The organism is Agromyces allii (assembly GCF_009749385.1).
Classification (GTDB): Bacteria; Actinomycetota; Actinomycetes; order Actinomycetales; family Microbacteriaceae; genus Agromyces; species Agromyces allii.
In genome coordinates this window covers 30641-56096 of sequence record NZ_WBIN01000003.1, presented here as the reverse complement: position 1 = coordinate 56096, position 25456 = coordinate 30641, and the positions used below count along the sequence as shown (strand labels likewise).

Genomic DNA, 25456 nt, shown 5'->3' with positions numbered 1-25456 from the left:
CCGCCGGGTGCTCCGCCGGTCGAGGAGCGACGAAGGAGCGTAACGAGACCAGCCGGTCGGGCTCGGGTCGCTGGTCTCGATACGGCGCCGGCGCGCCTACTCGACCGGTGACCCGGATGCTGCGTCGTAGCGTTCGAGCACGAGGTCGACGAGCTCGGCGGGGGCCGGGGCATCCGGAAGCAGCAGGGGTTGCGCGACCACATCGGCACCGGCGGAGCGGGCCAGGTCGTCGAAGTAGCCCGGGGCGAGCAGGTAGTTCGCGACGATCACGCGGGGAGCCGCGGCCGCCTTCGCCCGATTGGTGCCGGGCACGCCCGGGAAGCCGGCGATGTCGGAGACGCCCGGGATGCCGAGCAGCGCACCGGGCCTGCCGGGCGCGTCGAGCGCGAGGGCGATCGCGGCGTCGGCACGGGCCGCGGCGACCGCGTCGGGCAGCGACGGCTCGGCGGCCGACAGGAACCCGACCGAGACGGCGCGCCCGGATGCCGCGGCGAGCCGCGCGGTCATGTCGAGGCAGTCGTCGACGGCCCGCCGATCGCTCGAGCCCGCGACCGCGAGCACGACGGCGTCGTCGTCGCGGATGCCCGCCTCGTCGAGGCGGCGGATCAGCACGGTCACGAGCCGGTCGTCGGGGCCGAGCGCGCCGCCGAGCACGACGTCGCGCGCCGTCTCGGCCTCGACGGCCTCGGTGAGGTCGACGTGCACGTGATACCCGGCCGAGAGCAGAAGCGGCACCACGACCGCCGGCTCGCCCTCGGCGAGCGAGGCGAGCGTGGCGGGAACGTCGGGCTGCTCGACGTCGACGTGACCGAGTCGCAGCGACGCCGTCGGGGCGTCTGCCGTGCCGGCGCGGGCGGCACGACGCGCGAGCGCCTCGCCGACCGCGTCGCGCAGCCCGCGCACCGCCGCCTGACCCTCGGGGGAGCTCGTTCCGTGCGAGATGGCGACGAGGGCGGGCAGGCGTTCAGGCATGCGCCCATGCTCGCACAGCGCGTGTTCCGACGACGAGACGCCTGCCCGCGGCATCCGTTCGCCCTCGCTCAGCTCAGCGACAGCTCCGCCGGCACGGGCAGCGGCACCTCGCCGACGGCCCGCACGGCGGCGGGGTCGTGGCGCAGGCACGCGACCGACCGGCGAGGGTCGTCGCCCGGCACGTTCGGGAACACGAGCTCGGGGTTCACCTTCGAGCAGGCGTCGAACGCGAACGCGCAGCGGTCGGCGAACGGGCACCCGCCGCCGAGGCGGGAGAGGTCGGGCGGTGATCCGGGGATGCCGATGAGCTCGCGCCGCGGCCCGCGCAGCGGCGGGAACGAGTGCAGCAGCGCCGACGAGTACGGGTGACGGGGCTTGTTGTAGACGTCGAGCGCCGCGGCATCCTCGACGATCTCGCCCGCGTACATGATCGCGATGCGGTCGGCGATCTCGATGAGCAGCGACACGTCGTGCGTGATGAAGATGACCGAGAAGCCGAGGCGATCGCGCAGCTCGGCGATCTGCTCGACGATCTGGCGCTGCATCACGACGTCGAGCGCCGTGGTGGGCTCGTCCATGATCAGCACCTGGGGGTCGAGCGCGAGCGCCATGGCGATCATGACGCGCTGGCGCATGCCGCCCGAGAGCTCGTGCGGATACGAGCGCAGGCGGTCGGGCGAGATGCCGACGAGGTCGAGCAGTTCGGCGGCGCGCTCGAGCGCCTCCTTCTGCGAGGTCTTCGGCTCGTGCGCGCGGATGCCGTCGGCGATCTGCCGGCCGATGCGGTACACCGGGTTCAGCGAGTTCATCGCGCCCTGGAACACGATCGCCATGTCCTGCCAGCGCGACGCGCGCAGTTGCGTGTCGTTCAGTCGCAGCAGGTCGGTCTTCACTCCCGAGCGGTCGGTGAACAGCACCTCGCCGCCCGTGATGAGGCCGGGGGGCGGCAGCAGTCGCGTGGCCGCATACGCGAGCGTCGACTTGCCGCAGCCCGACTCGCCGGCGAGGCCGAGCACCTCGCCGCGGCCCAGGGTGAGTGAGACCTGGCGCAGCACGTGCACCGGGTCGTCGTCGTAGCCGTAGTCGACCGACAGGTTCTTGATCTCGAGCACGGGGTCGCTCGCCGGGGCGAGTCGCTGGGGGTGCCCGATGGGGCTGGCGATGGTCATGCTCGGGTCTCCTCGGCCTCGCGCACCACAGGGGTGAATCCGATACGGGGGCGGATGCCGCGCTTGCGCAGCGACCTGGCGTTCAGGCCCGTCGATCGCAGGCGCGGGTTGACGAACTCGTCGATGCCGAAGTTGATGAGGGTCAGCGACATGCCGAGCAGGGCGATGCAGAGGCCCGCCGGAACGAACCACCACCACGCGCCGCGCTGCAGTGCGAGCTGCGACTGCGCCTGGTAGAGCACCGTTCCCCAGTTCCACTCGCCCGTGTTGCCGATGCCGATGAACGACAGCGTGATGAGCGAGAGCACGGCGAATGCGACGGTGCCGACGAAGCCCGAGGCGATGATCGCCGTGAGGTTCGGCAGGATCTCGGCCGTGATGATGCGCCACGTGCGCTCGCCGTTCGCGCGGGCCGCCTCGACGAAGTCGCGGCGTCGCAACGAGAGCGTCTGGGCTCGGAGCACGCGCGCACCCCACGCCCAGCCCGTGATCGCGATGACCACGGCCACCGTCACGCCGCCGACCGTCGGCAGCTGGCCGGCGATGATGATGATGAGCGGCAGCTGCGGGATCACGAGGAACACGTTCGCGAGCACCGAGAGGGTCTCGTCGCCGAGGCCGCCGATGTACCCGGCGGTGACGCCGACGATGACGCCGATCGCGGTCGCGAGGATGCCGGCGACGAAGCCCACGACGATCACGCCGCGCGTGCCGACCAGGATCTGCGAGAACACGTCCTGGCCGAGGTGGGTCGTGCCGAACCAGTGCTCCCACGACGGCGGCTGCAGGATGTCGTCGCTGCGCGCGCTCGGATCGTACGGGGCGATCCACGGCCCGATGATCGCGATGAGGAGGAAGAACCCGAGGATCACCATGCCGGCGACGGCCTTCGAGTTGCGGAGGAAGAGGAACTTGCGCGGCTTGCCGCGTCGGCGCCCCTCGGCCGCCGCGACCACGCCCGTCATGGGCGCCTGCGACGGCTTCTCGAGCTCCTGGCCCTCTTCGACGATGCTGGTGTCGATCGTCATGTCAGCCCTCCTGTCGGGTGCGCGGGTCGAGCACCCCGTAGATGAAGTCGGCCACGATGTTCGCGAACAGCACCGCGACCGTGATCACGAGGAAGATGCCCTGCATGAGCGGGTAGTCCTTCGCGGCGACCGCCGTGAAGAGGTAGTAGCCGATGCCCTGGTAGGAGAAGACGATCTCCATGACGAGGGTGCCGCCGACGATGAAGCCGAGCGAGAGCGCGAAGCTCGACACCTGCGGCAGGATCGCGTTGCGCGCCGAGTAGCCGAACAGGGCGGTGCGCTCCGAGACGCCCTTCGCCTGCGCGACCGTCACGTAGTCCTCGGACGAGACCGTGACCATCATGTTGCGCATGCCGAGGATCCACCCCGAGATCGACGAGATCACGATCGTCAGGGCGGGCAGGGTGCCGTAGTAGATGACGGAGGAGATGAACTCCCACGAGAACGACGGAACCAGCGAGCGGTCGTAGCTGCCGCTCGCCGGGAACCAGCCGAGCGTGACCGAGAAGACCGAGATCGCGATCAGCGCGAGCCAGAAGTACGGCACGGCCGAGAAGAACGTCGAGATCGGGAGGAGCGAGTCGGCCCACGTGCCGCGACGCCAGCCGATGCCGGAGCCGATGAGCGTGCCGAGCGTGAAGCTGATGATCGTCGCGATGCCGACCAGGCCGATGGTCCAGGGGATGGCTCCGGCGATGACGTCGGCGACCGGGGCGGAGTAGGCGAACGAGGTGCCGAGCTCGCCGTGCAGAAGCAGGTTCCAGTACTGCACGTACTGGTCCCAGAGCGACATGTTCTCGTCGAGGCCGAACAGCGTGCGCAGCGCTTCGGCGGCGTCGGGGCTGATGCGGCCCTGGTTCTTGGCGATGAGGGCGCTGACCGGGTCGCCGGGCATGATGCGGGGGATGAAGAAGTTGATCGTGACCGCGGCCCAGAAGGTGATCAGGTAGAAGCCGAGTCGGCGGAGGAAGAACCTCATGCGAGCGCCTCCGTGATGTCGCTGAGCGTCGGGCGGTCGGCACGTTCGGAGTAGCCCCAGCACGCGGCCTCGCGGCCGTCGCCGACGGGCAGCAGGGGCGGAGCCTCCGTGCGGCACAGCTCGGTCGCGAACGGGCAGCGCGGGTTGAAGCGACATCCGCTCGGGGGCTTCACGAGGCTGGGGGCCTCGCCGCGTGCACCGTGCGCACGCGCCTCGAGGTCGTCGGGGTCGGGCGCCGAGCGCACGAGCAGCTGGGTGTACGGGTGCTTCGGGTCCTGCGTGACCGACTCGGAATCACCGGACTCGACGATGCGGCCCGCGTACATGACCATCGTGCGGTCGGCGAAGTAGCGGGCCGAGGCGATGTCGTGGGTGATGTAGAGGATCGCGATGTGGAGGCGATCGCGGAGGTCCTGGAGCAGGTTCAGGATGCCGAGTCGGATCGACACGTCGAGCATCGAGATCGGCTCGTCGGCGAGCAGCACCTCGGGGTCTGCCGCGAGGGCGCGGGCGATCGCGACGCGCTGGCGCTGGCCGCCCGAGAGCTCGTGCGGGAACTTGTCGATGTAGCGCTCGGCCGGCTTCAGCTGCACGCGCTCGAGCAGCTCGACGAGCGCCTCCTCGAGGGCGGCGCCGCGCAGGCGTCCGCGGTGGATGCGGAGGCTGCGGGTGAGCATGTACCGCACGGTGTGCACGGGGTTCAGCGACCCGAACGGGTCCTGGAAGATCATCTGCACCCGGCCGACGTACCGACGGAACGCGCGGCGGCCCTTGGCCGCGGCATCCTCGCCGTGCAGCAGGATGCGCCCACCGGTCGTGGGCATGAGCTGGGCGAGCAGTCGGGCGATGGTCGACTTGCCCGAGCCCGATTCGCCGACGAGGGCGAGCACGCGGCCGCGCCGCAGCTCGAAGTTCACGCCGTCGACCGCGTGCACGACGTCGCGCGAGTTGAGCCCGCGGAGCTTGAAGTGCTTCTGCAGGTCGACGGCCTGGAGGACGACGTCGCCGTCCGCGGGTTCTGCTGAGGGGGAGGGGGACATTCGGGTCACCTCGGGGTCGGAGCTCAACGTTGAGTGGGTGGTGCGGCGGATGCACGAGGCATCCGCCGCACCTCATCGTCACATGTTGCGGGAGGTTCCCGATGTGCCGGTTGTTCCGGGCCTGCGCCCGGTCGGGGTCACTCGCTCGGCGTGAGCTTGGACAGGATGAGTGCCGCCTGCGGGCCCGTCGGCTGCGGGTTCGCGTAGGGGTCCTCGGAGGTGGGGAATCCGGTGTAGTTCTGCGTGGAATACTGCGCCACGGCAGGACGCGACCAGATCACGATGCCGGGAACGTCCTCGACGTAGTGCTGCTGCACGACGTCGAGCGCGGCCTGGCGCTCGCCCTCGTCGGTCGTCGACTTGAAGGTCGCGAGGGCCTTCGTGACGTCGTCGTCGTTGTAGCGGCCGAAGTTCCAGTTCGCGGTCTCACCGAGCGGCACGTACGAGGCGCCGTCCATGATGTTCGAGTACAGGTTCCAGGGGGTCGAACCGCCGTCGGTCCAGTGCAGCGAGGCCTGGAAGTTGCCGAACGGGATGGTGTCGTTGAACCAGGTGTCCTGCACGATCGCGTCGACCGTGGCCTCGGCGCCGAGCGACTTGGCACCCTCGGCGATGATGCCGAGCGCGTCGAGGTAGTCGGTCCAACCGCTGGGGTTGGTCAGCTTGAACGAGACCGCTTCGCCATCGGGGTCGATGAGCTTGTCGCCGTCGTAGGTGTAGCCCGCGTCGGTCAGCACCTTCTTGGCGCCGTCGACGTCGACCGAGAGCTCCTTGCCCTGGTACTCGTCCGAGATGAACGCGTCGCCGGAGGGCTGGGGCAGGCCGGTCACGCTCGTGATCTCGGGCCAGACGCCGTAGCCGGCCGTCTTCGTGATGTCGGCGTGGTCGACGACCATGTTCAGCGCCTGACGGAAGGCGACGTTGTTGAACGGCTTCGTCTCGTTGTTCAGGTAGAGCACGTCGACGCCGAAGCCGCCGCCGGCGACCTGGTTGAAGTGCTCGGGGTCCTTGGCGATGTAGGTCGACTCGTAGTCGGGGATGAAGGTCCAGCCCCACTGCGCCTCACCGGTGGTGAGCGCCGTGGTCAGGCCCGCGTTGTCGTTGTAGGCGTCGTAGCGGAGCTCGCCGACCTTCGACTTGCCGCCCCAGTACGTCTCGTTGGGGGTGAGCGTGACGGCCTGGGCGCTGAACGACTTCAGGGTGAACGGGCCGGTGCCGATCATGTCGTCGTCGCTGAACGTGACGGCGTCCTCGCCCTTCCAGATGTGCTCGGGAACGATGAGCAGCTTGTACAGCTTCACCTGGTTGACGTACTGGCCGGTCGTGAAGTTCACGGTGACCTTGTTGCCGTCGACGGTGATGTCGCCGTACTGGTCGGGGAAGTCGATGTTCAGCTCGGGGTTGTCCTTGCGGAGCTGGATCGAGAAGGCGATGTCCTCAGCGGTGAAGTCTTCGCCGTCGGACCACTTGACGCCGTCGCGAGCGGTGATGATCGCCTGCGTCGAGTCCGCGTTCCACTCGACCGAGTCGGCGAGCCACGGCGTCGGGGCCGCGGTCGGGTCGATCTCGTTGACCTGCATGAGCGACTCGTAGACCGCGAACGCGTAGCCGAGCGACAGCGATGCCGATCCGGTGGCGAGCGGGTTCTGGTTCGGCTGCTGCGGGCCGTTCGGCATGCCGATGGTGAGCACCTTCGCGCTCGTTCCACCGCCTCCGCCGCTCGTGTCCGCGCTGCACCCCGTGAAAGCCAAGCCGGCGGCGACCAGTACGGCGCCCGCGGCGAGGATGCTCTTTCGCATTTCCATGCCTCCTTGCATTGTGTGTGGGTTGGTGCGTTGTGGTGCTTGGGTGGTGCTCAGCCCGCGACCGGGTGCACGGCGTGCACGGCCTCCAGGCGGAGATCTCGGGAGGACCGGCCCGCGTGCACCCGGTAGGTGCCCGACGGAAGGGTCCATGATGCGGCATCCGTCGCCCAGGTCTCGAACGACCTGCGTGCGATCGGGATGTCGACGGTCGCGCTGCCGCCGGCGGCGACGTCGACCACGGCGAAGCCGGCGAGCCAGCGAAGGGGGCGGGTCGCATCGGCCGGGTCGGCCGAGAGGTAGACCTGGACGACCTCGCGGCCGTCGCGCCCGCTCGTGTTCTCGACCGTCACGCGGGCGGTCGCGAAAGCGTCGGCATCGGGGGTCCCGGATGCCGCGTCGACGAGTTCGAGCGTGCGGTACTCCCATGCGGCGTACCCGAGTCCGAAGCCGAACTCGCGGGCGGGCGTGCGCTCGAGGCGATCCCAGCCGCGGTGGCCGACGTCGACGCCCTCGGCGTACTCGATGACGCCGTCGACGGGGATGCCGTGCGGAACGGGCACGTCGGCCTCGTTCGCGGGGAGGGTCCACGGCAGGCGGCCGCTCGGCTCGATGGCGCCGGTGAGCGCGGCCGCGAGGGAGGCTCCGGCCTCCTGGCCTGGCAGCCACCACCAGAGCACGGCGGCGACCTCGTCGAGCCACGGCAGCAGCACGGGAGCGCCGGCGTTCACGATGACGACGGTGGCGGGGTTCGCGGCGGCGACGCGGCGCACGAGCTCGTTCTGGCGGCCGGGCAGCGCGAGGTCGGGGCGGTCCCAGCCCTCGGACTCGGTCTCGGAGTTCGTGCCGACGACGACGACCGCGAGGTCGGCCTGCTCGGCGGCGGCGACGGCCTGTGCGATCTCCTCGTCGATGCTGAGGCTGGGCTCGAGGTGGCGGAAGTGCAGGCGCACGAAGCGGCCGTACGACTCGCCGTCGATGATCTGCGCGTCGACCTCGATGCGCACGTGGCGCGGCCCCTCGGCGTCGATCGCGGTCTCGACGTGCGCAGGGTTCGCGTAGCTCGAGTCGAGGATCACCTCGGCGCCGACGACGTGCCGGGAGGTGCTGCGCTCGGCGCCGTCGACGACGACGCGGTGCGCGCCGACGGGACCGAGGTCGATGAGGTGGCGCCCGGCGCGCGCGAGGTGCAGGTCGGTGATCACGCGGACGGATGCCGCGGCGTCGTCGTCGATCGGGAACCAGAGCGCCTCGGCGTCGGGCAGCAGCTCCGTGCCGACGGTCTCGCCGTTCGCGTCGAGGAGCTCGACGAGGATTCCGGGTTCGCCGGTCGGCGTCGTGAGCAGTTCGGCGGGCGCGAGTGGGGCGCGCAGCGTGGTCGCCCCGCCGCGGAGCAGGTCGACGGCGGCGTCGGGGAACGCGGCGCGGAGGGCGTCGATCGGCTGGCTCACGTGCGGCGCGGTGACGAACGCGCTGCCGCCGCCCTGCGTGAAGGGCTGCACGGCGTTGTGGCCGATGAGGGCGATGCGGCCGCGCAGCGCGGGGTCGACGGGCAGGAGTCCGCCTTCGTTGCGCAGCACGACGGTCGAGCGCGCGGCGGCCTCGGTCAGCAGTGCGACGACGTTCTCGCCCGCCGGGTCGTCGGTGGCGCCGGTCGCGTCGAACGGCAGGGTCTCGCCGGCGATGCCGCTGAGTGCGCCGACGCGGTCGGCGAGGCGGATGATGCGGGCGACCTTGTCGTCGATGACCGACTCGGGGACGAGGCCCGACTCGACCGCCGCGAGGAGGCCGTCGGCCCAGGGGCCGCCGGGGCCGGGCATCACGAGGTCGAGGCCGGCGACGGCGGGTTCGACCGCGGTCTTCGTGGCGAGCCAGTCGCTGATCACGACGCCGTCGAACTGCCATTCGCCCTTGAGGATGCCGCTGAGCAGGGGCTCGTGGGCGGTCGAGGTCGCCTCGACGCCGTCGCGGGTGAGGCCGTTGTAGGCGGCCATGATGGTCCAGACGCCGGCGTCGACGACCGCCTCGAACGGGGCGAGGTAGACCTCGCGGAGCGTCTGCTCGTCGATGCGCGAGAGGTAGGAGGTGCGGTCGGTCTCGGTCTCGTTGCCGATGAAGTGCTTGACGCATGCGGCGATGCCGCCGGCCTGGATCGCGTCGATGAACGCGACGGCGAGGCGGGCGGTGAGCAGCGGGTCCTCGGAGAGGCACTCGAAGTGGCGGCCGCCGACGGGGCTGCGCTGGAGGTTCACGACGGGGGCGAGGATCACGTCGACGCCCTTGCGGCGGGCTTCGCCGGCCATGAGCGCGCCGAGTCGGGCCTGCAGGTCGACGTCCCAGGTCGCGGCGGTGGCCGAGGGGGCGGGCAGCTGCGCAGAGGGCAGGCCGTCCTCGCCGGTGCCGCGCACGCCGATGGGCCCGTCGGAGACGGTCATGGTGCGCATGCCGATCTCGGGGATCGACCGGAGCGTCCAGGTCGCGGCGCCCGTGAGCAGGGCGACCTTCTCGTCGAGCGGGAGCGAGGCGGCGAGCGTCGCCGGGTCGATCGCCGGTGCGCCGAGGGTATCGGCTGCGGGTGCCCCGTTCGGGTCGAGGGCCCCGAGGGCGGTCGTCGTTGCGGTCACGCCTGAACTCCATCCATGCTCGTCGTTGAGTGACGTTGGACATCGTGACACACTTACTGACTAGTAAGTAAGTGAATCATGTCACGGTTCGGTAACGGCGAACGGTGGCACCCGACAGACCCGAACATCGAGTGCTGCACTCGACATGCGACGCCCGACGCGGCATCCTGCACAGAAGCGGATGCCGCGAGTCGGCGCTGCACGAGGAAGGAATCATCCGTGGTGGACACAACGCGAGCCGGGGCCCCGAAGCCCGCGGCCGAGCGCGTGCAGCGCCCTCAGGCGCGCACGACCGAACGCCGCGAGGCGGTGCTGAAGGCCGCACTGAACGTCTTCGGCGCCCGCGGCTACAACAAGGGCGCCCTCGTCGAGGTGGCCGAGCAGGCCGGCATGACCCACGCGGGCGTGCTGCACCACTTCGGGTCGAAGGAGGGGCTGCTCGTCGCGATGCTCAAGTACCGCGACGGCGAGGAGGTCGCCGGCATCCCCGAGCGCGCGCAGGTCGAGGGCCCCGCCTTCCTCCAGCACCTCGTCGACACCGTCGAGGAGAACACGCACCGCCGAGGCGTCGTGCAGGCGTACTCGGTGCTCTCGGGCGAATCGGTGACCGACGGGCATCCGGCCCACGACTACTTCCAGACCCGCACCGAGGGCCTGCGCACCAAGATCGCCGGCGTGCTCGGCGAGGTGTCGGGCAACACCGACGCGCAGGAGCTGCGCGACTCGGCGACGAGCCTCATCGCGATCATGGACGGCCTCCAGGTGCAGTGGCTCCTCGACCCCGACGCCGTCGACATGCCCCGCATCGTCGGCCGCGCCATGGACGAGCTCGTCGAGCGCCTGCGCGCGGAGGCCTGACCGCCCGGCCGGCCCCGCGCCGCCGGCCCTACCGCCGCACCGGCACCGCCTTCACGGGAATGAGCAGCGCGAGCCCGAGCGCGATCACCAGCACGATGCCGAGGATGCCGAAGTACGGCGCCCCGCCGATCGTGACGAACAGCGCGAACGCCGTCGGCGCCAGGAAGCTCACGGCGCGGCCCGTCGTGGCGTACAGGCCGAACACCTCGCCCTCGCGCCCGGCCGGGATGAGCCGAGCGAGGAACGTGCGGCTCGCCGACTGCGCCGGACCCACGAAGAGGCAGAGCGCGAGGCCCGCGGTCCAGAACACGATCTGCCCGCCGTCGTGCAGGAAGAACACGATGAGGCCGCTGACCACGAGGCCGATGAGGGCCGTGATGATGACGGGCTTCGCCCCGAGGCGGTCGTCGAGCGCGCCGACGGCGATCGTCGAGACGCCCGCGACGACGTTGGCCGCGATCGCGAAGATGATGACCTCGCCGGCCGAGAACCCGAAGACGGATGCCGCGAGCACGCCGCCGAACGTGAACACGCCCGCGAGTCCGTCGCGGAACACGGCGCTCGCGAGCAGGAACCACACGGTGTCGCGCTGCTCGTTCCAGAGGCGCTTGATGTCGCGGCCGAGACGCGCGTAGGACGCGAAGAAGCCGACCTTGCCGCGATCGACGGCGGCCGGGTTGCGGTACTCGGGCACGGCGAGCAGCACCGGCAGGGCGAAGAGCCCGAACCAGATCGCCGACACGAGCATGGTGACGCGCACGTCGAGGCCGTCGTCACCGGTCACGCCGAAGAGCCCGACCTCGGGCTGGATGAAGCCGAAGTAGACGACGAGCAGCAGCACGATGCCGCCGACGTAGCCCATGCCCCAGCCGAAGCCCGACACCTTGCCGATCGAGCGCGGCGTCGACACCTGCACGAGCATGGCGTTGTAGTTCACGCCGGCGAACTCGAAGAACACGTTGCCCGCGGCCACGAGGAACAGGCCGAGCATCAGGTACTCGGGCGCCGGCAGTACGAAGAACATCGCGAGCGTGATGAGCACCACGATGTAGGTGTTCACGGCGAGCCAGAGCTTGCGGCGCCCGCTCGTGTCCGAGCGCTGGCCCGTGATGGGCGCGAGCAGCGCGATCAGCAGGCCCGCGATCGCGAGCGCCCAGCCGAGCTGCGCCTCGACGGTGCCCTTCGGCCCGAACGACTCGCCCGTGAGGTACACGGTGAACACGAACGTGGTCACGACGGCGTTGAAGGCCGCAGAGCCCCAGTCCCAGAGCCCCCACGCGAGGATCCGGCCCTTGCGCGCGCCCGCGTCGGAGACGGCCTCCACCTGCTCGGTCGTCACGCCGATCGTCGCCGCGGCGCCGTCGGCGGGCGTCAGGTGCGACGGCGGGAAGTTGCGCGGTGCGTCGGCGGGGGGCTCGGGGGGAAGCGTCATGCGAGCAGTCTCATTCGGTCGGGTGAACGGCCGGTGACGGATGCCGCGGCGCGGCGCCCGTCGTCCGGCGCCGCACGGCGGGCGGGCGGTCGGATCGTCGGTGATCTGCACGAACACTACTCCGCGCGCCACCCCGTGGTCTGGTGCCGGCGTGCGACAGATGAAAGACTCGACGAATGCTCGACACCGATCGCCGGCAGGCCCCGCCCCGGTCGCGTCGCCGCCGTCGCGGCCTCGCGATCGCCACGGCCGCGCTGATGCTCCTCGCCGGATCCGCGACCGGGCTGCTCGCCGCGGCCCCCGCCAGCGCCGACCCCGAGATGACCTACCTGGCCGTGCCGTCGGGGCGGTACCCGATCGACGTCGACGCCACGCCCAACGGCGCCCACGTGTTCGTCATCTCGCGCGGCGACGGCGGCGTCGCCGACCTGCGGGTGTACGAGACCACCGACTTCGCCCAGGTCGGCGCCGTGACCTTCGGGCCCGGCACCGACTTCAATCCCACGTCCGTGCAGGTCTCGCCCGACGGCACGCAGGTGTGGGTCGCGTTCTACAACCCGGGGCAGATCCTCGTCTACCCGGCCGCCGACCTCGAGGCGGGCGGCATGCCCGCACCGACCGTGATCACGGCAGGCGGTGGATTCGTCGACCTCGAGGCCGACGCTGCGGGCACCTACATCTACGCGGCGACGCTGTTCAATCCGCAGTACCAGTTCACGACCGCGGATCCGACGGCGGCTCCTCGCACGGTCACCGTGCCCAACGGATCGCGAGGCGTCTCGGTGCGCACCGACGGAACGCAGGCGTACTTCACCTCGTTCGCGGCCGCTCCGGCGGGCGGCGTGCAGGCGGTCGATGTCGCCGGCGACGGTTCGCTCGCGCTCGGCACCCTCACCCCCACGGGCGACCTGCCCTGGGATTCCGCCTATGTCGAGAACGTCGACCGCGTGCTGAGCTCGAACTCCGGCACGCCGACCTCGATCTCCGCGTTCACGCCCGGCTCCGCCGACCCCGTCGTGACGGACCCCGTCGACTGCGGTCCGCGCCTGCTCGACTCGACCCCGAACGGCGACCGCGTCTACGTCGCCTGCCTCACCGGGGGCATCGTCGCGATCGACTACTCGACCGGCACGCCCGACGGGTCGCGGGTCGACATCGGCGCGAACGTCGAGTCGGTCGATGCGTACAGCGCGACCGGTGCCGACGCCGACCGTGTCTACGCGACCAGCGGCGGCACCGACGAGCTGCTCGTCTTCACGAAGCCGACGATCACCGGCAGCGGCGACCAGACGGTCGACGAGGGCACGCCCGCGACGTTCACGGCCACCGCCGCCGACTTCTGGCAGCAGATCCGCTGGCAGTCGAGCACCGACGGCGGCGCGACCTGGACCGACGTCGCCGGCGCCACCGGGGAGTCGCTCGACGTCGACGGCGCGCTCGCGAACTCGGGCCTGCTCGTGCGCCTCGTCGCCACCAGCGCGCTCTTCGACCCGGTGATCGGCGACCCGATGCTCCTCACGGTCACGCCCGCACCTCCGACGCCGACGCCGACTCCGACGCCCACCACGCCGGTACCGACCACCGCACCGCCGACGCCGACCCCGTGCCCGCCCGGCTCGACTACGTGCCTGCCCGCGACCGGCGTCGACGCGGCATCCGGTTCGGCCCTCGCCGTCGGCATGCTCGCCGCTGCCGGACTGCTGCTCGCGGCATCGGGCATCAGGTCGCGTCGCCGCGCCCGCTGACCAGCGTCGGCGGCGACAGCGTTCAGGCGAGGTCGTCGACGAAGTCGGGGGCGCTGACGAACGTGAGCCGGTCGCCCTCGACGAGCACGACCGAGGGCAGCCCGGTTCCGCCGTCGATCGGGCCGGTCCATGCCCCCTCGACCGGATCCCCCGTCTCCACGTAGCCGGCTGCCGTCAGCTCGTCGGTCCAGTCGTCGGTCTCGACGCCCGAGAGCTGCACGACGAGCATGCTGACGTCGCTCGAGGGCTTGCCCCACTTGCACACGAGGGCACCCGCCTCGGCGAGCTCGTCGGCGAAAGGATAGGAGGTCTGCGCCACCTCGACCGGCTCCAGGCCGTCGGCGGCGAGGTCCGCCGCCGCGGCAGGCGTGAGCACGGTGTCGCACGTCGTCGCGGTCCCGCTCGCCTCCGGATCCGGGCTCGCGTCCGCGCTCGGCTCGGACGTCGCGGGCGGGGCGCTGCTGCTCGACGGCGGGTCGCTCGGGAGCGCCGAGCCGCTGGTGCAGGCGGTGAGCAGGGCGCCTGCGCCGACGAGCGCGAGGGCGAGCAGGTATCCGTTCCGTCGAGTCTCCATGCGCGGAGCGTACCCGTGCGCCCGGCGCGGCGCCTCGGGGCCAACCCCGAGGCGCTGCGCCGCGGCATCCGTCACCAGATCATCGTCACCAGATCACGGCGACGAGTTCGCCGAACAGCGCCTCGGCGTCGCACTCGAGCCGCTGCCTCGTGAACCAGTCGCACACGTTGACGCAGTCGCGGTGCAGCAGGTCGAGCCCCTGCGGGTTCGACACGAGGTCGACGATCTGAGGCAGGTCGATCGCGACGACGCGCCCGTGGTGCACGAGCAGGTTGTACGGCGAGAGGTCGCCGTGCGCGAGGCCGTTGGCGGCGAGCACGTGCATGAACTCGACGACCTGGTGGAACAGGTCCCGGAGTTCGTCGGGGGTCGCCCGAACCTGCGCGAGCCGCGGGGCGGCGACCCGTCCGTCGCCGATGAACTCCATGAGCACTTCGGTGCCGGCCACCTGCACCGGGTACGGCACGGCCGCGCCGAGCTCGGCGAGCCGGCACAGGGCCTCGAACTCGGCGCTCGCCCACTGCACGCGCGCGACCGAGCGGCCGAACGACGTGCCCTTGGCGACGGCGCGGACGTCGCGCGTGCGGCGCAGCCCACGTCCTTCGGTGTAGATGGTCGAGCGGTGGAAGTCGGAGTGCTCGTTCGAGCGGTAGCGCTTGGCGGCGAGCACGACGCGGTTGCCCGCGACCTCGGGCGGGGCATCCGGGATCGCGCGCTCGATGAGGAACACGTCGCCCTCCTTGCCGGTCTTCACGACGCCGAGTTCGGTGTCGATCGCCGCGGCGGAGGTGACGAGCCAGTCGGGGCGGGGCATGGGGCCGCGCTCGCTGGGAGTGGTCGCCGGCCAGGTCGACCAGCGTTGGCCCTCGCCGGGTTCCGTGGTCTGGAACGCGAGCGAGGAGAGGGCGGATGCCTCGGCGGAAGTCGTCGAAGCGGTGTCGTCGAGAGACGAGAGGAAGGTCACGGTGGTTCTCCGAATGAGATGGAGGCCACCGGGTGCCCGGCCGAACGGCTACAGGCTGGAGGCCTCGCAGGAAAGGGGGTCTGCGAAACGCGCGACGAAGGCGTCGGTCATGACTCGCTCCTTTCACTCCGTGAGGCGGATGCCGCGTGGTGCGGCTCGCGACACGATACGCGCCCCGCGCGCGGCTGTCCACCGGGGTGGCTCTATCGGAGGAGGGCGCGGGTGTGGTTGAGTGCGCGTATGAGTGGTGGGCAGGGCGCCGCTGCGCCGTTCAATTTCCGTCTCGCGTTGCTCCTCGCGATGGCGATGTTCGTGCTGGTGGTCGACACGTCGCTCATGAACGTGTCGATCTCGGCGGTGGTCCACGACCTCGACACGACGGTGAGCGGGGTGCAGGGCGCGATCGCGCTCGAGGCGCTCGTCTCGGCCGCGTTCATCCTCATCGGCGGCAAGACGGGCGACCTCATCGGCCGCAAGCTCGCCTACATCCTCGGCCTGCTCGCGTACGCGGTCGGCGCGCTCGCGATGGTCTTCGCGCAGGACCTGACGGCGATCATCGTCTTCTGGGCCGTCATCGGCGGCATCGGCGCCTCGCTGCTGCTGCCCGCGATGCAGTCGCTCATCCACGGCAACTTCGAGGGCGACCACCAGAAGCGCGTCTACGCGCTCGTCGGGGCGTCCGCCGCGATCGCGGCGGCGGTCGGACCGCTCCTCGGCGGCTTCATCACCACGTTCCTGTCGTGGCGGGTCGGCTTCGCGCTCGAGGCGGCGATCATCGCCGTCGTGCTCATCGGCATCGGGCTCGTGAAGGACGTGCCGTACCACGGCGAACGTTCGATCGACCTCGTGGGCGCCCTGCTCTCGATCATCGGCATGGGCGGTGTCGTGACCGGCATCCTCGTGTGGCAGGAGGGCGGCGGTTACGTCGGCCTCATCATCGGCATCGGCGTGCTGGGGCTCGGCCTGCTCGTGTTCTGGCTGCGCAGCCGCAAACGCCGCGGCAAGCCGACGCTGCTCGACCCGACGCTCTTCGACTCGAAGCCGTTCCGTGCGGGTGCGAGCGGCCAGCTGCTCCAGCAGATCGCGCTCGGCGGCACCATGATCGTGCTGCCGATCTACCTCCAGATGGTCTTCGAGTACAACGCGCTGCAGGCCGGTCTCTCGATCGCGCCGCTGTCGCTCAGCATGTTCGTCGTGGCGCTCCTCGCCGGGCGCGGACTCAAGCGACGCCCGGCCAACATCATCCTCTGGGGCTTCGTGCTCGTCGTGGTCGGCGTGGGCCTGATCGTGCCGATCGTGCCCATCGCCGACTCGGGCTGGTTCCTCGTGGTGCCGCTCGTCATCGCGGGCTGCGGGCTCGGGCTGCTCGTCTCGCAGCTGAACAACTACACGCTCTCGCCGATCTCCGACGAGCGGGTGAGCGAGGCGGCCGGCGTGAACTCGGCCGCCGGGTCGTTCGGCCTGTCGTTCGGCCTCGCGTTCGCGGGCGCGATCATGCTCGCGACGCTCGCGTACACCTTCACCGCGAGCGCGGAGGCCAGCACCGTGCTCAGCACCGAACAGCAGCAGCAGGTCTCGACGGTGCTCGAGGAGGACGCCGAGATCATGACGAACACCGGCCTCGAGGCGCTCCTCGCCGACGAGACGCCCGAGGTGCAGGACGAGGTGCTGCGCATCAACACCGACGCGCGTTTCATCGCACTGCAGGTCGCGTTGCTCGTGCCGATCCTCGCGGGCGTGCTCGGCATCCTGAACGGGTTCCGGATGCGGAGGCTGCCCGACCCCGCGCCGAACGCGTCGGCCGAGGGGTCGATGCTCGGCTGAGCTGCGCCGCTCCGCAGTTCCGCGCTCCGCAGTTCCGCGCTCCGCGCTCCACCGCGGAGGGTCCGAGGCTCAGGTGAGCACGAAGTACGCGAGCGCCGCGAGCCCGACCACGACGATGACGACGCGGTAGGCGGTCTGCGGGATGTGCCGTCCGTAGCGTCCGCCGAGCGATCCGCCGATGAACGAGCCGATCGCGATCGCCGCGGCAGCGGGCCAGGCGACGTCGGTGGCCGCGACGAACACGACGGCTGCCGCGAGGTTCGCGACGGCGGCCATGGCGTTCTTGTACGCGTTCGCCCGCGAGAGCGCGCCGGTCATCGTGATCGAGAGCAGGGCGAGCAGCAGCACCCCCTGAGCCGCACCGAAGTAGCCGCCGTAGACCGCGGTGAGGCCCGCGACGACGACCGTGGCGACCGGATGGTCGTGGTGCTCGGCTCCGCCGTGCAGGCGCGTGGTCCACCGCTTGATCCACGGGCCGAACACCACGAGCAGGAGCGCGAGCACGATGAGCGCCGGCACGATCGCGTCGAACGCCTCGCTCGGCAGCTGCAGCAGCAGCACGGCGCCGGCGACGCCGCCTGCGGCCGAGAAGCAGAGGATGAACCCGAGCCGCCGCCACTCGCCGCGGAACTGCGCCCGGTTCGCGTAGGTCGCCGCGAGCGAGGCGGGCAGCACGCCCACGTTGTTCGTGACGTTCGCGAGCACGGGCGGGTAGCCGAACGCGATGAGCAGCGGGAAGGTCACGAGCGAGCCCGATCCGACGACCGCGTTGATCGACCCAGCGACGACCCCGCCGGCCATGAGCAGCACGAACTCGAGGGGGTTCACGTGGTGCACGGTTCGGCGTGGGGCATCCGTCGATTCAATCAGTCGACGGACGGGCCGGATGCCGCGTGCGACCCTCGATGACGGTCGCCACGGTCGTGCGACCGCCCGGATCGGTGCGACCGCCCCGATCGGTCCGACCGCTCAGGCCGAGCGCCCGTTCAGTCGAGGGCGATCGGGCCGTAGCCCGCGTCGTCGAGCGTGCCGGACGGAGCCGCCAGCGACTGGTACCGGCTCCGCACGCCGAGCGCGGACGCCTCGGGATGCGCGTCGAGCCAGGTCGCCACCGTGCGGTACTCGGCGAGCCGCCCGCCGGGCACTCGGCTCTCGCGGAGCGACCCGCCGCCGAGGAGGGCCGCGGCCAGTGCGGACCAGTAGAGCCCGATGCCGCGGAACGAACGGGCGGGCCGCTGCGGCTCCGCGTCGGTCAGCAGGATGTCGTTGGTGGTGGAGGCGCACGCGATCGCGAGGCGGCGACCGTGCTCCGAGAACTCGGCGAAGCCGTCGGCGAGGGCGTCGTAGTGCAGCCATCCGGCGGCGCGCACGACGCTGCGGAGCTCGCGCCCCGATCCGGTCACGGTGCCGAACGGCACGTCGAGCGCGGCCGTGACGACCTGGTCGAGCGAACGGGAGTCGCCGTCGTACTGGATGAACCGCCCGATGTACCCGCGCTCGCCGCCGCGGTCGCCGACCACCGGCGTCGCGGTGCGCGCCTCCTCGACCAGTCGGCGGATGAGGTCGAGGTTGTCGTCGGCCTGCTCGAGCAGTGCCGCCGAGATGGCGAACAGTCGGTCGACCTCGCGGGGCAGGCGTCGCGCGGACTTGTAGCGGAAGTCGTGCTCGAGCTCCGACCACGTGTCGGACAGCGCCGTTCGCAGCTGGACCTCGACCTCGACCTCCGAGCCGGCGGCGCGGTCGTCGCCGCTCGCCGCCTCGCCGCTGCTGCTGGCGCTGCCGCTGCCGCTGCCGCTGCCGACGCGGTCGCCCGGCACCCGTCCGACGAACTGCACCGAGCGGTACCCGAACGCGTCGAGCGGGAGCAGCGCCGACTTGTCGACCCAGGAGTCGTCGTCGACGATGAGCGCCTCGCGCACGACCTGCTCCATGCCGGGCAGGTCGCCCTCGAAGTTGGCGACCACCCGCACGCCGAGGATGTCGCGCACCTCGCGGTCGGGTGCCCGGCGCACCTTGCGCTCGAAGGACTCGCGCGACTTCACGCGCGCGGTGACGTGGAAGTACTTGAACCCGGCGGCCTCGAGCCGTCGCGCGACGTCGGCCTCGAGGCCGCTTCGCAGTTTGCGGTACCGCCGCAGTTCGCGGTCGTACCGGTCGAGCTCCGCGGCGACGAGGCGCTCCTCCTGCTCCTGCGCGTCCACAACGGCAGGCTAGTGGCTGCGACGGGGCCGCGCACCGCACCGTGCGGACGAGCCGGAATACTGAATGCGCGCTGTGAGTTGAGTCAAGTGTGCTCAAGTTTGAAGTCCTCGACTTGACACGCCAAAACAGCACTGCAAGGCTTGAGTCATCGGGACTCAAGTTCCGCAGAATGAACTTCGGTTGCCGGCCATGAAGGCCGAATCGACAGCCGACGGGTGCTCGCGGCATCCGCCCGCGAACCGCCCCAGGCAGAAGGAGAGACACACATGTCACGTGCAGTAGGAATCGACCTCGGAACCACCAACTCGGTCGTCGCCGTGCTCGAAGGTGGCGAGCCCACCGTCATCGCGAACGCCGAGGGCTTCCGCACCACCCCCTCGGTGGTCGCCTTCACCAAGGACGGCGAGGTGCTCGTCGGCGAGACCGCGAAGCGCCAGGCCGTCACCAACGTCGACCGCACCATCGCGTCGGTCAAGCGCCACGTCGGCACCGACTGGAAGACCGACGAGATCGACGGCAAGAAGTACACCCCCCAGGAGATCTCGGCGCGCATCCTGCAGAAGCTGAAGCGCGACGCGGAGCAGTACCTCGGCGACACGGTCACCGACGCCGTCATCACCGTTCCCGCGTACTTCAACGACGCCGAGCGCCAGGCCACCAAGGAGGCCGGCGAGATCGCGGGCCTCAACGTGCTCCGCATCATCAACGAGCCCACCGCCGCCGCACTCGCGTACGGCCTCGACAAGGGCAAGGAGGACGAGCTCATCCTCGTCTTCGACCTCGGTGGCGGCACGTTCGACGTCTCGCTGCTCGAAGTGGGCAAGGACGACGACTTCTCGACCATCCAGGTGCGCTCGACCGCGGGCGACAACCGCCTCGGCGGCGACGACTGGGACCAGCGCATCGTCGAGTGGCTCATCAAGCGCTTCAAGGAGTCGACCGGCGTCGACGTCTCGAACGACAAGATCGCCAAGCAGCGCCTCAAGGAGGCCGCCGAGCAGGCCAAGAAGGAGCTCAGCTCCTCGATGAGCACGAGCATCCAGCTCCCCTACCTCTCGCTCACCGAGAACGGCCCCGCCAACCTCGACGAGACCCTCACGCGCGCGCAGTTCGAGAACATGACCTCCGACCTGCTCGACCGCACGAAGAAGCCCTTCGAAGACGTCATCCGCGAGGCCGGCGTCAAGCTCGCCGACATCGCGCACGTCGTGCTCGTCGGCGGCTCGACCCGCATGCCCGCCGTCTCCGAACTGGTGAAGAAGGAGACCGGCCAGGAGCCCAACAAGGGCGTCAACCCCGATGAGGTCGTCGCCGTCGGCGCCGCGCTCCAGGCCGGCGTGCTGAAGGGCGAGCGCAAGGACGTCCTGCTCATCGACGTCACCCCCCTGAGCCTCGGCATCGAGACCAAGGGCGGCATCATGACCAAGCTCATCGAGCGCAACACGGCCATCCCGACCAAGCGCAGCGAGACCTTCACGACCGCCGACGACAACCAGCCGTCGGTCGCGATCCAGGTCTTCCAGGGCGAGCGCGAGTTCACCCGCGACAACAAGCCGCTCGGCACCTTCGAGCTGACCGGCATCGCCCCGGCCCCCCGCGGCATCCCGCAGGTCGAGGTCACCTTCGACATCGACGCCAACGGCATCGTGCACGTGTCCGCCAAGGACAAGGGCACCGGCAAGGAGCAGTCGATGACGATCTCGGGCGGCTCGAGCCTCCCGAAGGACGACATCGAGCGCATGGTGCGCGAGGCTGAAGAGCACGCGGCCGAAGACAAGAAGCGCCGCGAGTTCGCCGAGACCCGCAACTCCGCCGAGCAGCTCGCCTACTCGACCGAGAAGCTCATCAAGGACAACGACGACAAGCTCCCCGCTGACGTCAAGTCCGAGGTGCAGGGCGACGTCGACGCGCTGAAGTCGGCCCTCGCGGGCGACGACGACGAGGCCGTGAAGTCGGCCTTCGAGAAGCTGTCGCAGTCGCAGGGCAAGCTCGGCGAGGCGATCTACGCGCAGTCGCAGGCGCAGGATGCCTCGGCCGCCGGTGGCGCTCCCGCCGACGGCGAGCCGCAGGCCGACGCGTCCGACGAAGACGTGGTCGACGCCGAGGTCATCGACGACGAAGACGACAAGAAGTAGGCCCGAGCATGGCTGACGAGAACGAGAACCCCCAGGTTCCCGAGCCCGACGCCGCCGACGGGGCGACGGATGCCGAGGCATCCGTCACCCCCGAGGAGCTCATCGACGGGGTCGAGGCCGACGAGCGCGAGCTCACGGTCGAAGACATCCTGAACGCGGCGAACGCCGAGGTCGAAGACCCGAGCGACGAGCACCTGGCAGACCTCAAGCGGGTCACGGCCGAGTACGCCAACTACCGTCGGCGCACAGAGGCCAACCGCGAGCTCGAGAAGGAGCGCGCCATCGGCGCGACCGTCTCGGTGCTGCTGCCGGTGCTCGACGACCTCGACCGTGCCGAGAAGCACGGAGACCTCGAGGGCGAGTCGGCGTTCGCCACGATCGCGGCGAAGCTGCGCGCGTCGGTCGAGCGCCTCGGGCTCGCCAAGTTCGGCGAGCCGGGCGACGTGTTCGACCCGCAGAAGCACGAGGCGATCTTCCAGCAGCCCTCGCCCGACGTCGAGGTCGACACGGTCGCCGACGTCGTCGAGACGGGCTACACGCTCGGCGGCACGCAGCTCCGCGCTGCGAAGGTCGTCGTGAAGACGCCCGCGTAACCATCCGTTCCGGGAGCCGGTCGGGGAGCGCACAGCTCCTCGACCGGCGTACCCTTTCCACCAGACTTCGAGAGATGAGGTGTCGATGGCCAGCCAGGACTGGTTCGACAAGGACTTCTACAAGGTGCTCGGCGTCTCGAAAGACGTGAGCGAAGCCGACCTCAAGAAGACGTACCGCAAGCTCGCGCGCAAGTACCACCCCGATTCGAACGCGGGTGATGCCGCGGCCGAGGCGAAGTTCAAGGAGATCAGCGAGGCGCACTCGGTGCTCTCCGACCCCGAGCAGCGCAAGGAGTACGACGCGGTTCGAGCCATGGGCTCCGGCGCGCGCTTCACCGCGCCCGGCGCGGGCGGCGGCAACGGCGGCTTCGACGACGTCTTCGGCGGCATGTTCGGCGGCGGTGCAGGCGCCGGCCGCGGCGGACGCCAGCAGTACTACCAGCAGGGCGGCGACTACGACGACCTGCTCGGCGGACTCTTCGGCAACGGCCGGTTCGGGCAGTCGACCGGCGGGTTCCGCGGGGCGGGCGGCCCCACCAAGGGTCGCGACGTCACGGCGACGACCACGCTCGACTTCGTCACCGCCACCAAGGGCGACCAGATCACCCTGCAGACCGGCGAGGGCCGCAACATCACGGTGCGCATCCCGGCGGGCGTGGCCGACGGCCAGAAGATCCGCGTGGCGGGCAAGGGCCAGCCGTCGCCCGACGGCGGCGCGCCCGGCGACCTCGTGCTCACGGTGACCGTGCGCAAGCACCCCGTGTTCGAGCGCGACGGCCTGAACCTGCGCGTGACCGTTCCCGTGACGTTCACCGAGGCCGCGCTCGGTGCCACGATCCAGGTGCCGACCCTCGGCGGAGACCCCGTGAAGCTCCGCGTCGCGCCCGGCACCCCGAGCGGCCGCGTGCTGCGGGTCAAGGGCCGAGGCGTCGAGACGAAGAAGGCCACGGGCGACTTGCTCGCCGTGGTGCAGGTCGTCGTGCCGTCGCACCTCTCGAAAGACGCCCAGCAGAAGCTCGAGGAGTTCGCGGCCGAACTGCCCGCCGAGAACCCGCGCGACGACCTGATCGCCAAGGCGAGGGGCTGAGCCGGCCGTGAGCGTCGACGAGTCCAGCCCCATCTTCGTCATCTCGGTGGCGGCGGAGCTGGCCGGCATGCACCCGCAGACCCTGCGGCAGTACGACCGGCTCGGCCTCGTCTCGCCGACGCGCACCACCGGCGGATCGCGCCGCTACTCGATGCGCAACGTCGTGCAGCTGCGCGAGATCGCCCAGCTCTCGAGCGAGGGCGTCAGCCTCGAGGGCATCCGCCGCGTGCTCGGCCTCGAAGACGAGGTGACCACGCTGCGCGCCCGTGTGCGCGAGCTCGAGGCCATGCTCGCCGACGAGATGCTGAACCGTCCGGGCCGTCGCGTGTTCGCGGCCGGGTCGCAGGGCGAGGTGGTCACGCTCCGCGCGGGCACGCGTGTTCGACGCGAGACGGCCATGGTCGTCTGGCGTCCGCTCGACCGCGGCTGACGGGTCGAGCCGGGCGAGCGACTCAGCGGCCCCAGGCCTCCGCGGGCGCCTCGATGACCTCGTAGGGTCGCGAGCTCCAGTGCGTGCCGTAGCCGTAGTGACTCGACGCCCACGGGGAGGCCCAGATGGCCTGCGCCGTGGCATCCGCCGAATCGCCGCGCTGGAGCGCCGCGTCGACCGCGGGGTAACGACCCGACTTGATGTTCTGCGCCGCGTAGAAGGCCGCCTCGACGAGGTCGACGTAGCTGCCGAGACCGGATCCGCCGCCGGACCCCTGCCCGTTGTTCAGCGGGTTGTTGCGGTTCCACCAGTTGTCGGCGCCGTTCTCCTGCCGGGTCCAGCGCATCATGAACGTGATGTTCTCTTCGGTGACGGGCCAGTCTCCGTCGATGAGCACGAGCTTGGCCCAGTCGACGTTGGTGCCGCCCGCGACGAGCGTCTGGGGCCCGGTGGCCGCGGTGTACGACTCCTGCGAGACCTTCTGCGCCTCGACGCCGTCGGCGATCTCGACGGTCTGCGCGCCGTCGACGGTGTCGGTGCCGCCCGCGAGCGCGGTCGGGACCGGTGCTGCGGGCACGAGCGAGAGCGTCGCGACGATGCCCATGACGGCGACGACCGAGAAGGTCGCGAGCGGGCGGATGCCGCGGGGTCGGCGCCTCTGGGTTCGCCTGACGCGCGACCCGGCGTTCTGCCGCGCCGCCGATCGTTCCCCAGTCGACTGTGCGTTCCCCATGCGGGCCCGAGAGTAGCAAACGAGTCTGCGTCCCGCACTCAGGATGGCGCTCCGCGTAGCCTTGGCGGGTGAGCTTGGACTTCGAACTGCTGCGCCGCGAGCCCGATGTCGAGGGCCACGGGCTCGAGGCGTCCGATGCGGCCGACCGGTTGATCCTCGACGAGGCGGCCGAGGCGATCGCGGCGGCGGGGCCGGGCGAGGTGGTCGTGCTCGACGACGCCTACGGCGCGCTCGCACTGGGCGCCACGGCGCTCGGCGCGTCCGGCGTGCGGGTGCACCAGGACCTCGCGACGGGCGAGCGCGCGCTCGCGCGCAACACCGTGCGGCTCGGCTTCGCGGGTGAACGCGTGCCCCTCTCGCTCCCGCTCTCGCCCGAACTCCTCGGGGGCGCGCGGGTCGTGCTCATGCGGCTGCCGCGCTCGCTCGACCGGCTCGACGAGCTCGCGGGGCTCGTGGCCGAGCACGCGGCATCCGACGTCCGCATCGTCGCCGGCGGGCGCCTCAAGCACATGACGCTCGCGATGAACGAGGTGCTCGGGACGTGGTTCGACCGGGTCGACGTGTCGCATGCCCGGCAGAAGTCCCGCGTGCTGATCGCGAGCGAGCGGCGGGTCGTGCACGCGCCCCGGCCGACGACGTGGCCGCGGCTGCAGCGCGACGCCGATCTCGATCTCGTGGTCGCCGCGCACGGCGGCGTGTTCGCGGGCACCTCGGTCGACATCGGCACGCGTCTGCTGCTCGCGGCGCTCGACGACGGCGATGCGGTTCCGGATGCCGCGACGGCCGTCGACCTCGCGTGCGGCACGGGCGTGGTGGCCGCCTGGCTGGCGCGCGCCCGGCCGGGGCTCGTGGTGACGGCGACCGACCGCTCGGCGGCGGCGGCGGCATCCGCTCGCGCGACCGCAGAGGCGAACGGCGTGGCCGACCGCGTGACCGTGACGCAGGCTGACGGGCTCGAGCTGCTGCCCGCGGCGAGCCAGCGGCTGATCGTGCTGAACCCGCCGTTCCACTCCGACGCCGCACTGCACACGGGCATAGCCGAGCACCTCTTCGCCGATGCCGCCCGGGTGCTCGCGCCGGGCGGCGAGCTGTGGTGCGTCTGGAACTCGCACCTGCGCTACCGGCCCGCGCTCGAGCGCATCGTGGGCCCGACGCGGCAGATCGCCCGCGACCCGAAGTTCACGGTCACCGCCTCGCGTCGCGCCGGTTGAGGCCCGCGCTCCGAGCAGGACTTGGCCGAGCCCGCTGTCAACCGCATGACGGCG

At 71.0% G+C, this 25456-nt stretch carries 21 protein-coding genes; 8 read left to right on the top strand and 13 right to left on the bottom strand.

Features of this window, described 5'->3' with window-relative positions; all coding sequences use genetic code 11:
- Nucleotides 1-96 precede the first annotated feature (96 nt).
- The 7 genes from GQR16_RS04940 to GQR16_RS04910 all read right to left on the bottom strand — a co-directional run bounded on the left by GQR16_RS04940 (nucleotide 97) and on the right by GQR16_RS04910 (nucleotide 9614).
- Nucleotides 97-972: a sirohydrochlorin chelatase gene (locus GQR16_RS04940; protein WP_157414051.1), complete on the bottom strand. Its 876-nt coding sequence runs from the start codon at nucleotides 970-972 to the stop codon at nucleotides 97-99.
- 68 nt (nucleotides 973-1040) lie between these two features.
- Nucleotides 1041-2141 (bottom strand): ABC transporter ATP-binding protein, encoded by a 1101-nt coding sequence (locus GQR16_RS04935; RefSeq protein ID WP_157414050.1) that lies wholly within the window; start codon nucleotides 2139-2141, stop codon nucleotides 1041-1043.
- Nucleotides 2138-3169, bottom strand: a complete 1032-nt coding sequence (locus GQR16_RS04930) for an ABC transporter permease (RefSeq protein ID WP_157414049.1) — start codon at nucleotides 3167-3169, stop codon at nucleotides 2138-2140. Before GQR16_RS04930 ends, GQR16_RS04935 begins: the two co-directional genes overlap by 4 nt.
- Before the next feature lies 1 nt (nucleotide 3170).
- A complete protein-coding gene (locus GQR16_RS04925) occupies nucleotides 3171-4148 on the bottom strand; it encodes an ABC transporter permease (protein WP_157414048.1) in 978 nt (325 codons plus the stop codon).
- Nucleotides 4145-5188: an ABC transporter ATP-binding protein gene (locus GQR16_RS04920; protein WP_157414047.1), complete on the bottom strand. Its 1044-nt coding sequence runs from the start codon at nucleotides 5186-5188 to the stop codon at nucleotides 4145-4147. Before GQR16_RS04920 ends, GQR16_RS04925 begins: the two co-directional genes overlap by 4 nt.
- 137 nt (nucleotides 5189-5325) lie before the next feature.
- Nucleotides 5326-6987 (bottom strand): ABC transporter substrate-binding protein, encoded by a 1662-nt coding sequence (locus GQR16_RS04915; RefSeq protein WP_246200529.1) that lies wholly within the window; start codon nucleotides 6985-6987, stop codon nucleotides 5326-5328.
- 56 nt (nucleotides 6988-7043) lie between these two features.
- Entirely contained in the window at nucleotides 7044-9614 is a 2571-nt protein-coding gene (locus GQR16_RS04910) for a beta-glucosidase family protein (protein WP_246200528.1), read from the bottom strand.
- Between the two features lie 219 nt (nucleotides 9615-9833).
- On the opposite strand from GQR16_RS04910, the gene GQR16_RS04905 reads away from it, so the two are divergent.
- Nucleotides 9834-10472 (top strand): TetR/AcrR family transcriptional regulator, encoded by a 639-nt coding sequence (locus tag GQR16_RS04905; protein WP_170298416.1) that lies wholly within the window; start codon nucleotides 9834-9836, stop codon nucleotides 10470-10472.
- Nucleotides 10473-10500: 28 nt separating this feature from the next.
- Here GQR16_RS04905 and GQR16_RS04900 read toward each other — a convergent pair whose 3' ends face one another.
- A complete protein-coding gene (locus GQR16_RS04900) occupies nucleotides 10501-11904 on the bottom strand; it encodes an MFS transporter (RefSeq protein ID WP_157414044.1) in 1404 nt (467 codons plus the stop codon).
- Between the two features lie 176 nt (nucleotides 11905-12080).
- On the opposite strand from GQR16_RS04900, the gene GQR16_RS19720 reads away from it, so the two are divergent.
- Nucleotides 12081-13649 carry a YncE family protein gene (locus tag GQR16_RS19720; RefSeq protein ID WP_211373441.1) on the top strand — a complete coding sequence of 523 codons (1569 nt, stop codon included), beginning with the start codon at nucleotides 12081-12083 and terminating at the stop codon, nucleotides 13647-13649.
- A gap of 22 nt (nucleotides 13650-13671) precedes the next feature.
- Here GQR16_RS19720 and GQR16_RS04890 read toward each other — a convergent pair whose 3' ends face one another.
- Both GQR16_RS04890 and GQR16_RS04885 read right to left on the bottom strand, forming a co-directional pair.
- Nucleotides 13672-14223, bottom strand: coding sequence for a hypothetical protein (locus tag GQR16_RS04890; protein ID WP_157414043.1), 552 nt, complete (start codon nucleotides 14221-14223; stop codon nucleotides 13672-13674).
- An 85-nt stretch (nucleotides 14224-14308) separates the two neighbouring features.
- Entirely contained in the window at nucleotides 14309-15187 is an 879-nt protein-coding gene (locus GQR16_RS04885; protein ID WP_246200527.1) for a serine protein kinase RIO, read from the bottom strand.
- 240 nt (nucleotides 15188-15427) lie between these two features.
- Between GQR16_RS04885 and GQR16_RS04880 the strand changes: the two genes are divergently transcribed.
- Complete coding sequence (locus tag GQR16_RS04880; RefSeq protein WP_157414042.1) at nucleotides 15428-17011, top strand: MFS transporter; 1584 nt, start codon at nucleotides 15428-15430, stop codon at nucleotides 17009-17011.
- A 69-nt stretch (nucleotides 17012-17080) separates the two neighbouring features.
- Here GQR16_RS04880 and GQR16_RS04875 read toward each other — a convergent pair whose 3' ends face one another.
- A complete protein-coding gene (locus tag GQR16_RS04875) occupies nucleotides 17081-17839 on the bottom strand; it encodes a sulfite exporter TauE/SafE family protein (protein ID WP_157414041.1) in 759 nt (252 codons plus the stop codon).
- A 158-nt stretch (nucleotides 17840-17997) separates the two neighbouring features.
- Nucleotides 17998-19212, bottom strand: a complete 1215-nt coding sequence (locus GQR16_RS04870; protein ID WP_157414040.1) for a GTP pyrophosphokinase — start codon at nucleotides 19210-19212, stop codon at nucleotides 17998-18000.
- A 267-nt stretch (nucleotides 19213-19479) separates the two neighbouring features.
- On the opposite strand from GQR16_RS04870, the gene dnaK reads away from it, so the two are divergent.
- The 4 genes from dnaK to GQR16_RS04850 all read left to right on the top strand — a co-directional run bounded on the left by dnaK (nucleotide 19480) and on the right by GQR16_RS04850 (nucleotide 23458).
- Nucleotides 19480-21348: a molecular chaperone DnaK gene (dnaK, locus tag GQR16_RS04865; protein ID WP_157414039.1), complete on the top strand. Its 1869-nt coding sequence runs from the start codon at nucleotides 19480-19482 to the stop codon at nucleotides 21346-21348.
- An 8-nt stretch (nucleotides 21349-21356) separates the two neighbouring features.
- The gene (locus GQR16_RS04860; RefSeq protein WP_157414038.1) at nucleotides 21357-21941 is read left to right on the top strand and encodes a nucleotide exchange factor GrpE; all 585 of its coding nucleotides are present in this window, start codon (nucleotides 21357-21359) and stop codon (nucleotides 21939-21941) included.
- An 85-nt stretch (nucleotides 21942-22026) separates the two neighbouring features.
- The gene (locus tag GQR16_RS04855; protein WP_157414037.1) at nucleotides 22027-23028 is read left to right on the top strand and encodes a DnaJ C-terminal domain-containing protein; all 1002 of its coding nucleotides are present in this window, start codon (nucleotides 22027-22029) and stop codon (nucleotides 23026-23028) included.
- Between the two features lie 7 nt (nucleotides 23029-23035).
- Nucleotides 23036-23458, top strand: a complete 423-nt coding sequence (locus tag GQR16_RS04850) for a heat shock protein transcriptional repressor HspR (protein WP_281351371.1) — start codon at nucleotides 23036-23038, stop codon at nucleotides 23456-23458.
- 22 nt (nucleotides 23459-23480) lie between these two features.
- Here GQR16_RS04850 and GQR16_RS04845 read toward each other — a convergent pair whose 3' ends face one another.
- Nucleotides 23481-24191, bottom strand: coding sequence for a hypothetical protein (locus tag GQR16_RS04845; protein WP_246200526.1), 711 nt, complete (start codon nucleotides 24189-24191; stop codon nucleotides 23481-23483).
- Between the two features lie 68 nt (nucleotides 24192-24259).
- Between GQR16_RS04845 and GQR16_RS04840 the strand changes: the two genes are divergently transcribed.
- Complete coding sequence (locus GQR16_RS04840; RefSeq protein WP_157414036.1) at nucleotides 24260-25402, top strand: class I SAM-dependent methyltransferase; 1143 nt, start codon at nucleotides 24260-24262, stop codon at nucleotides 25400-25402.
- The last annotated feature ends 54 nt before the right edge of the window (nucleotides 25403-25456 follow it).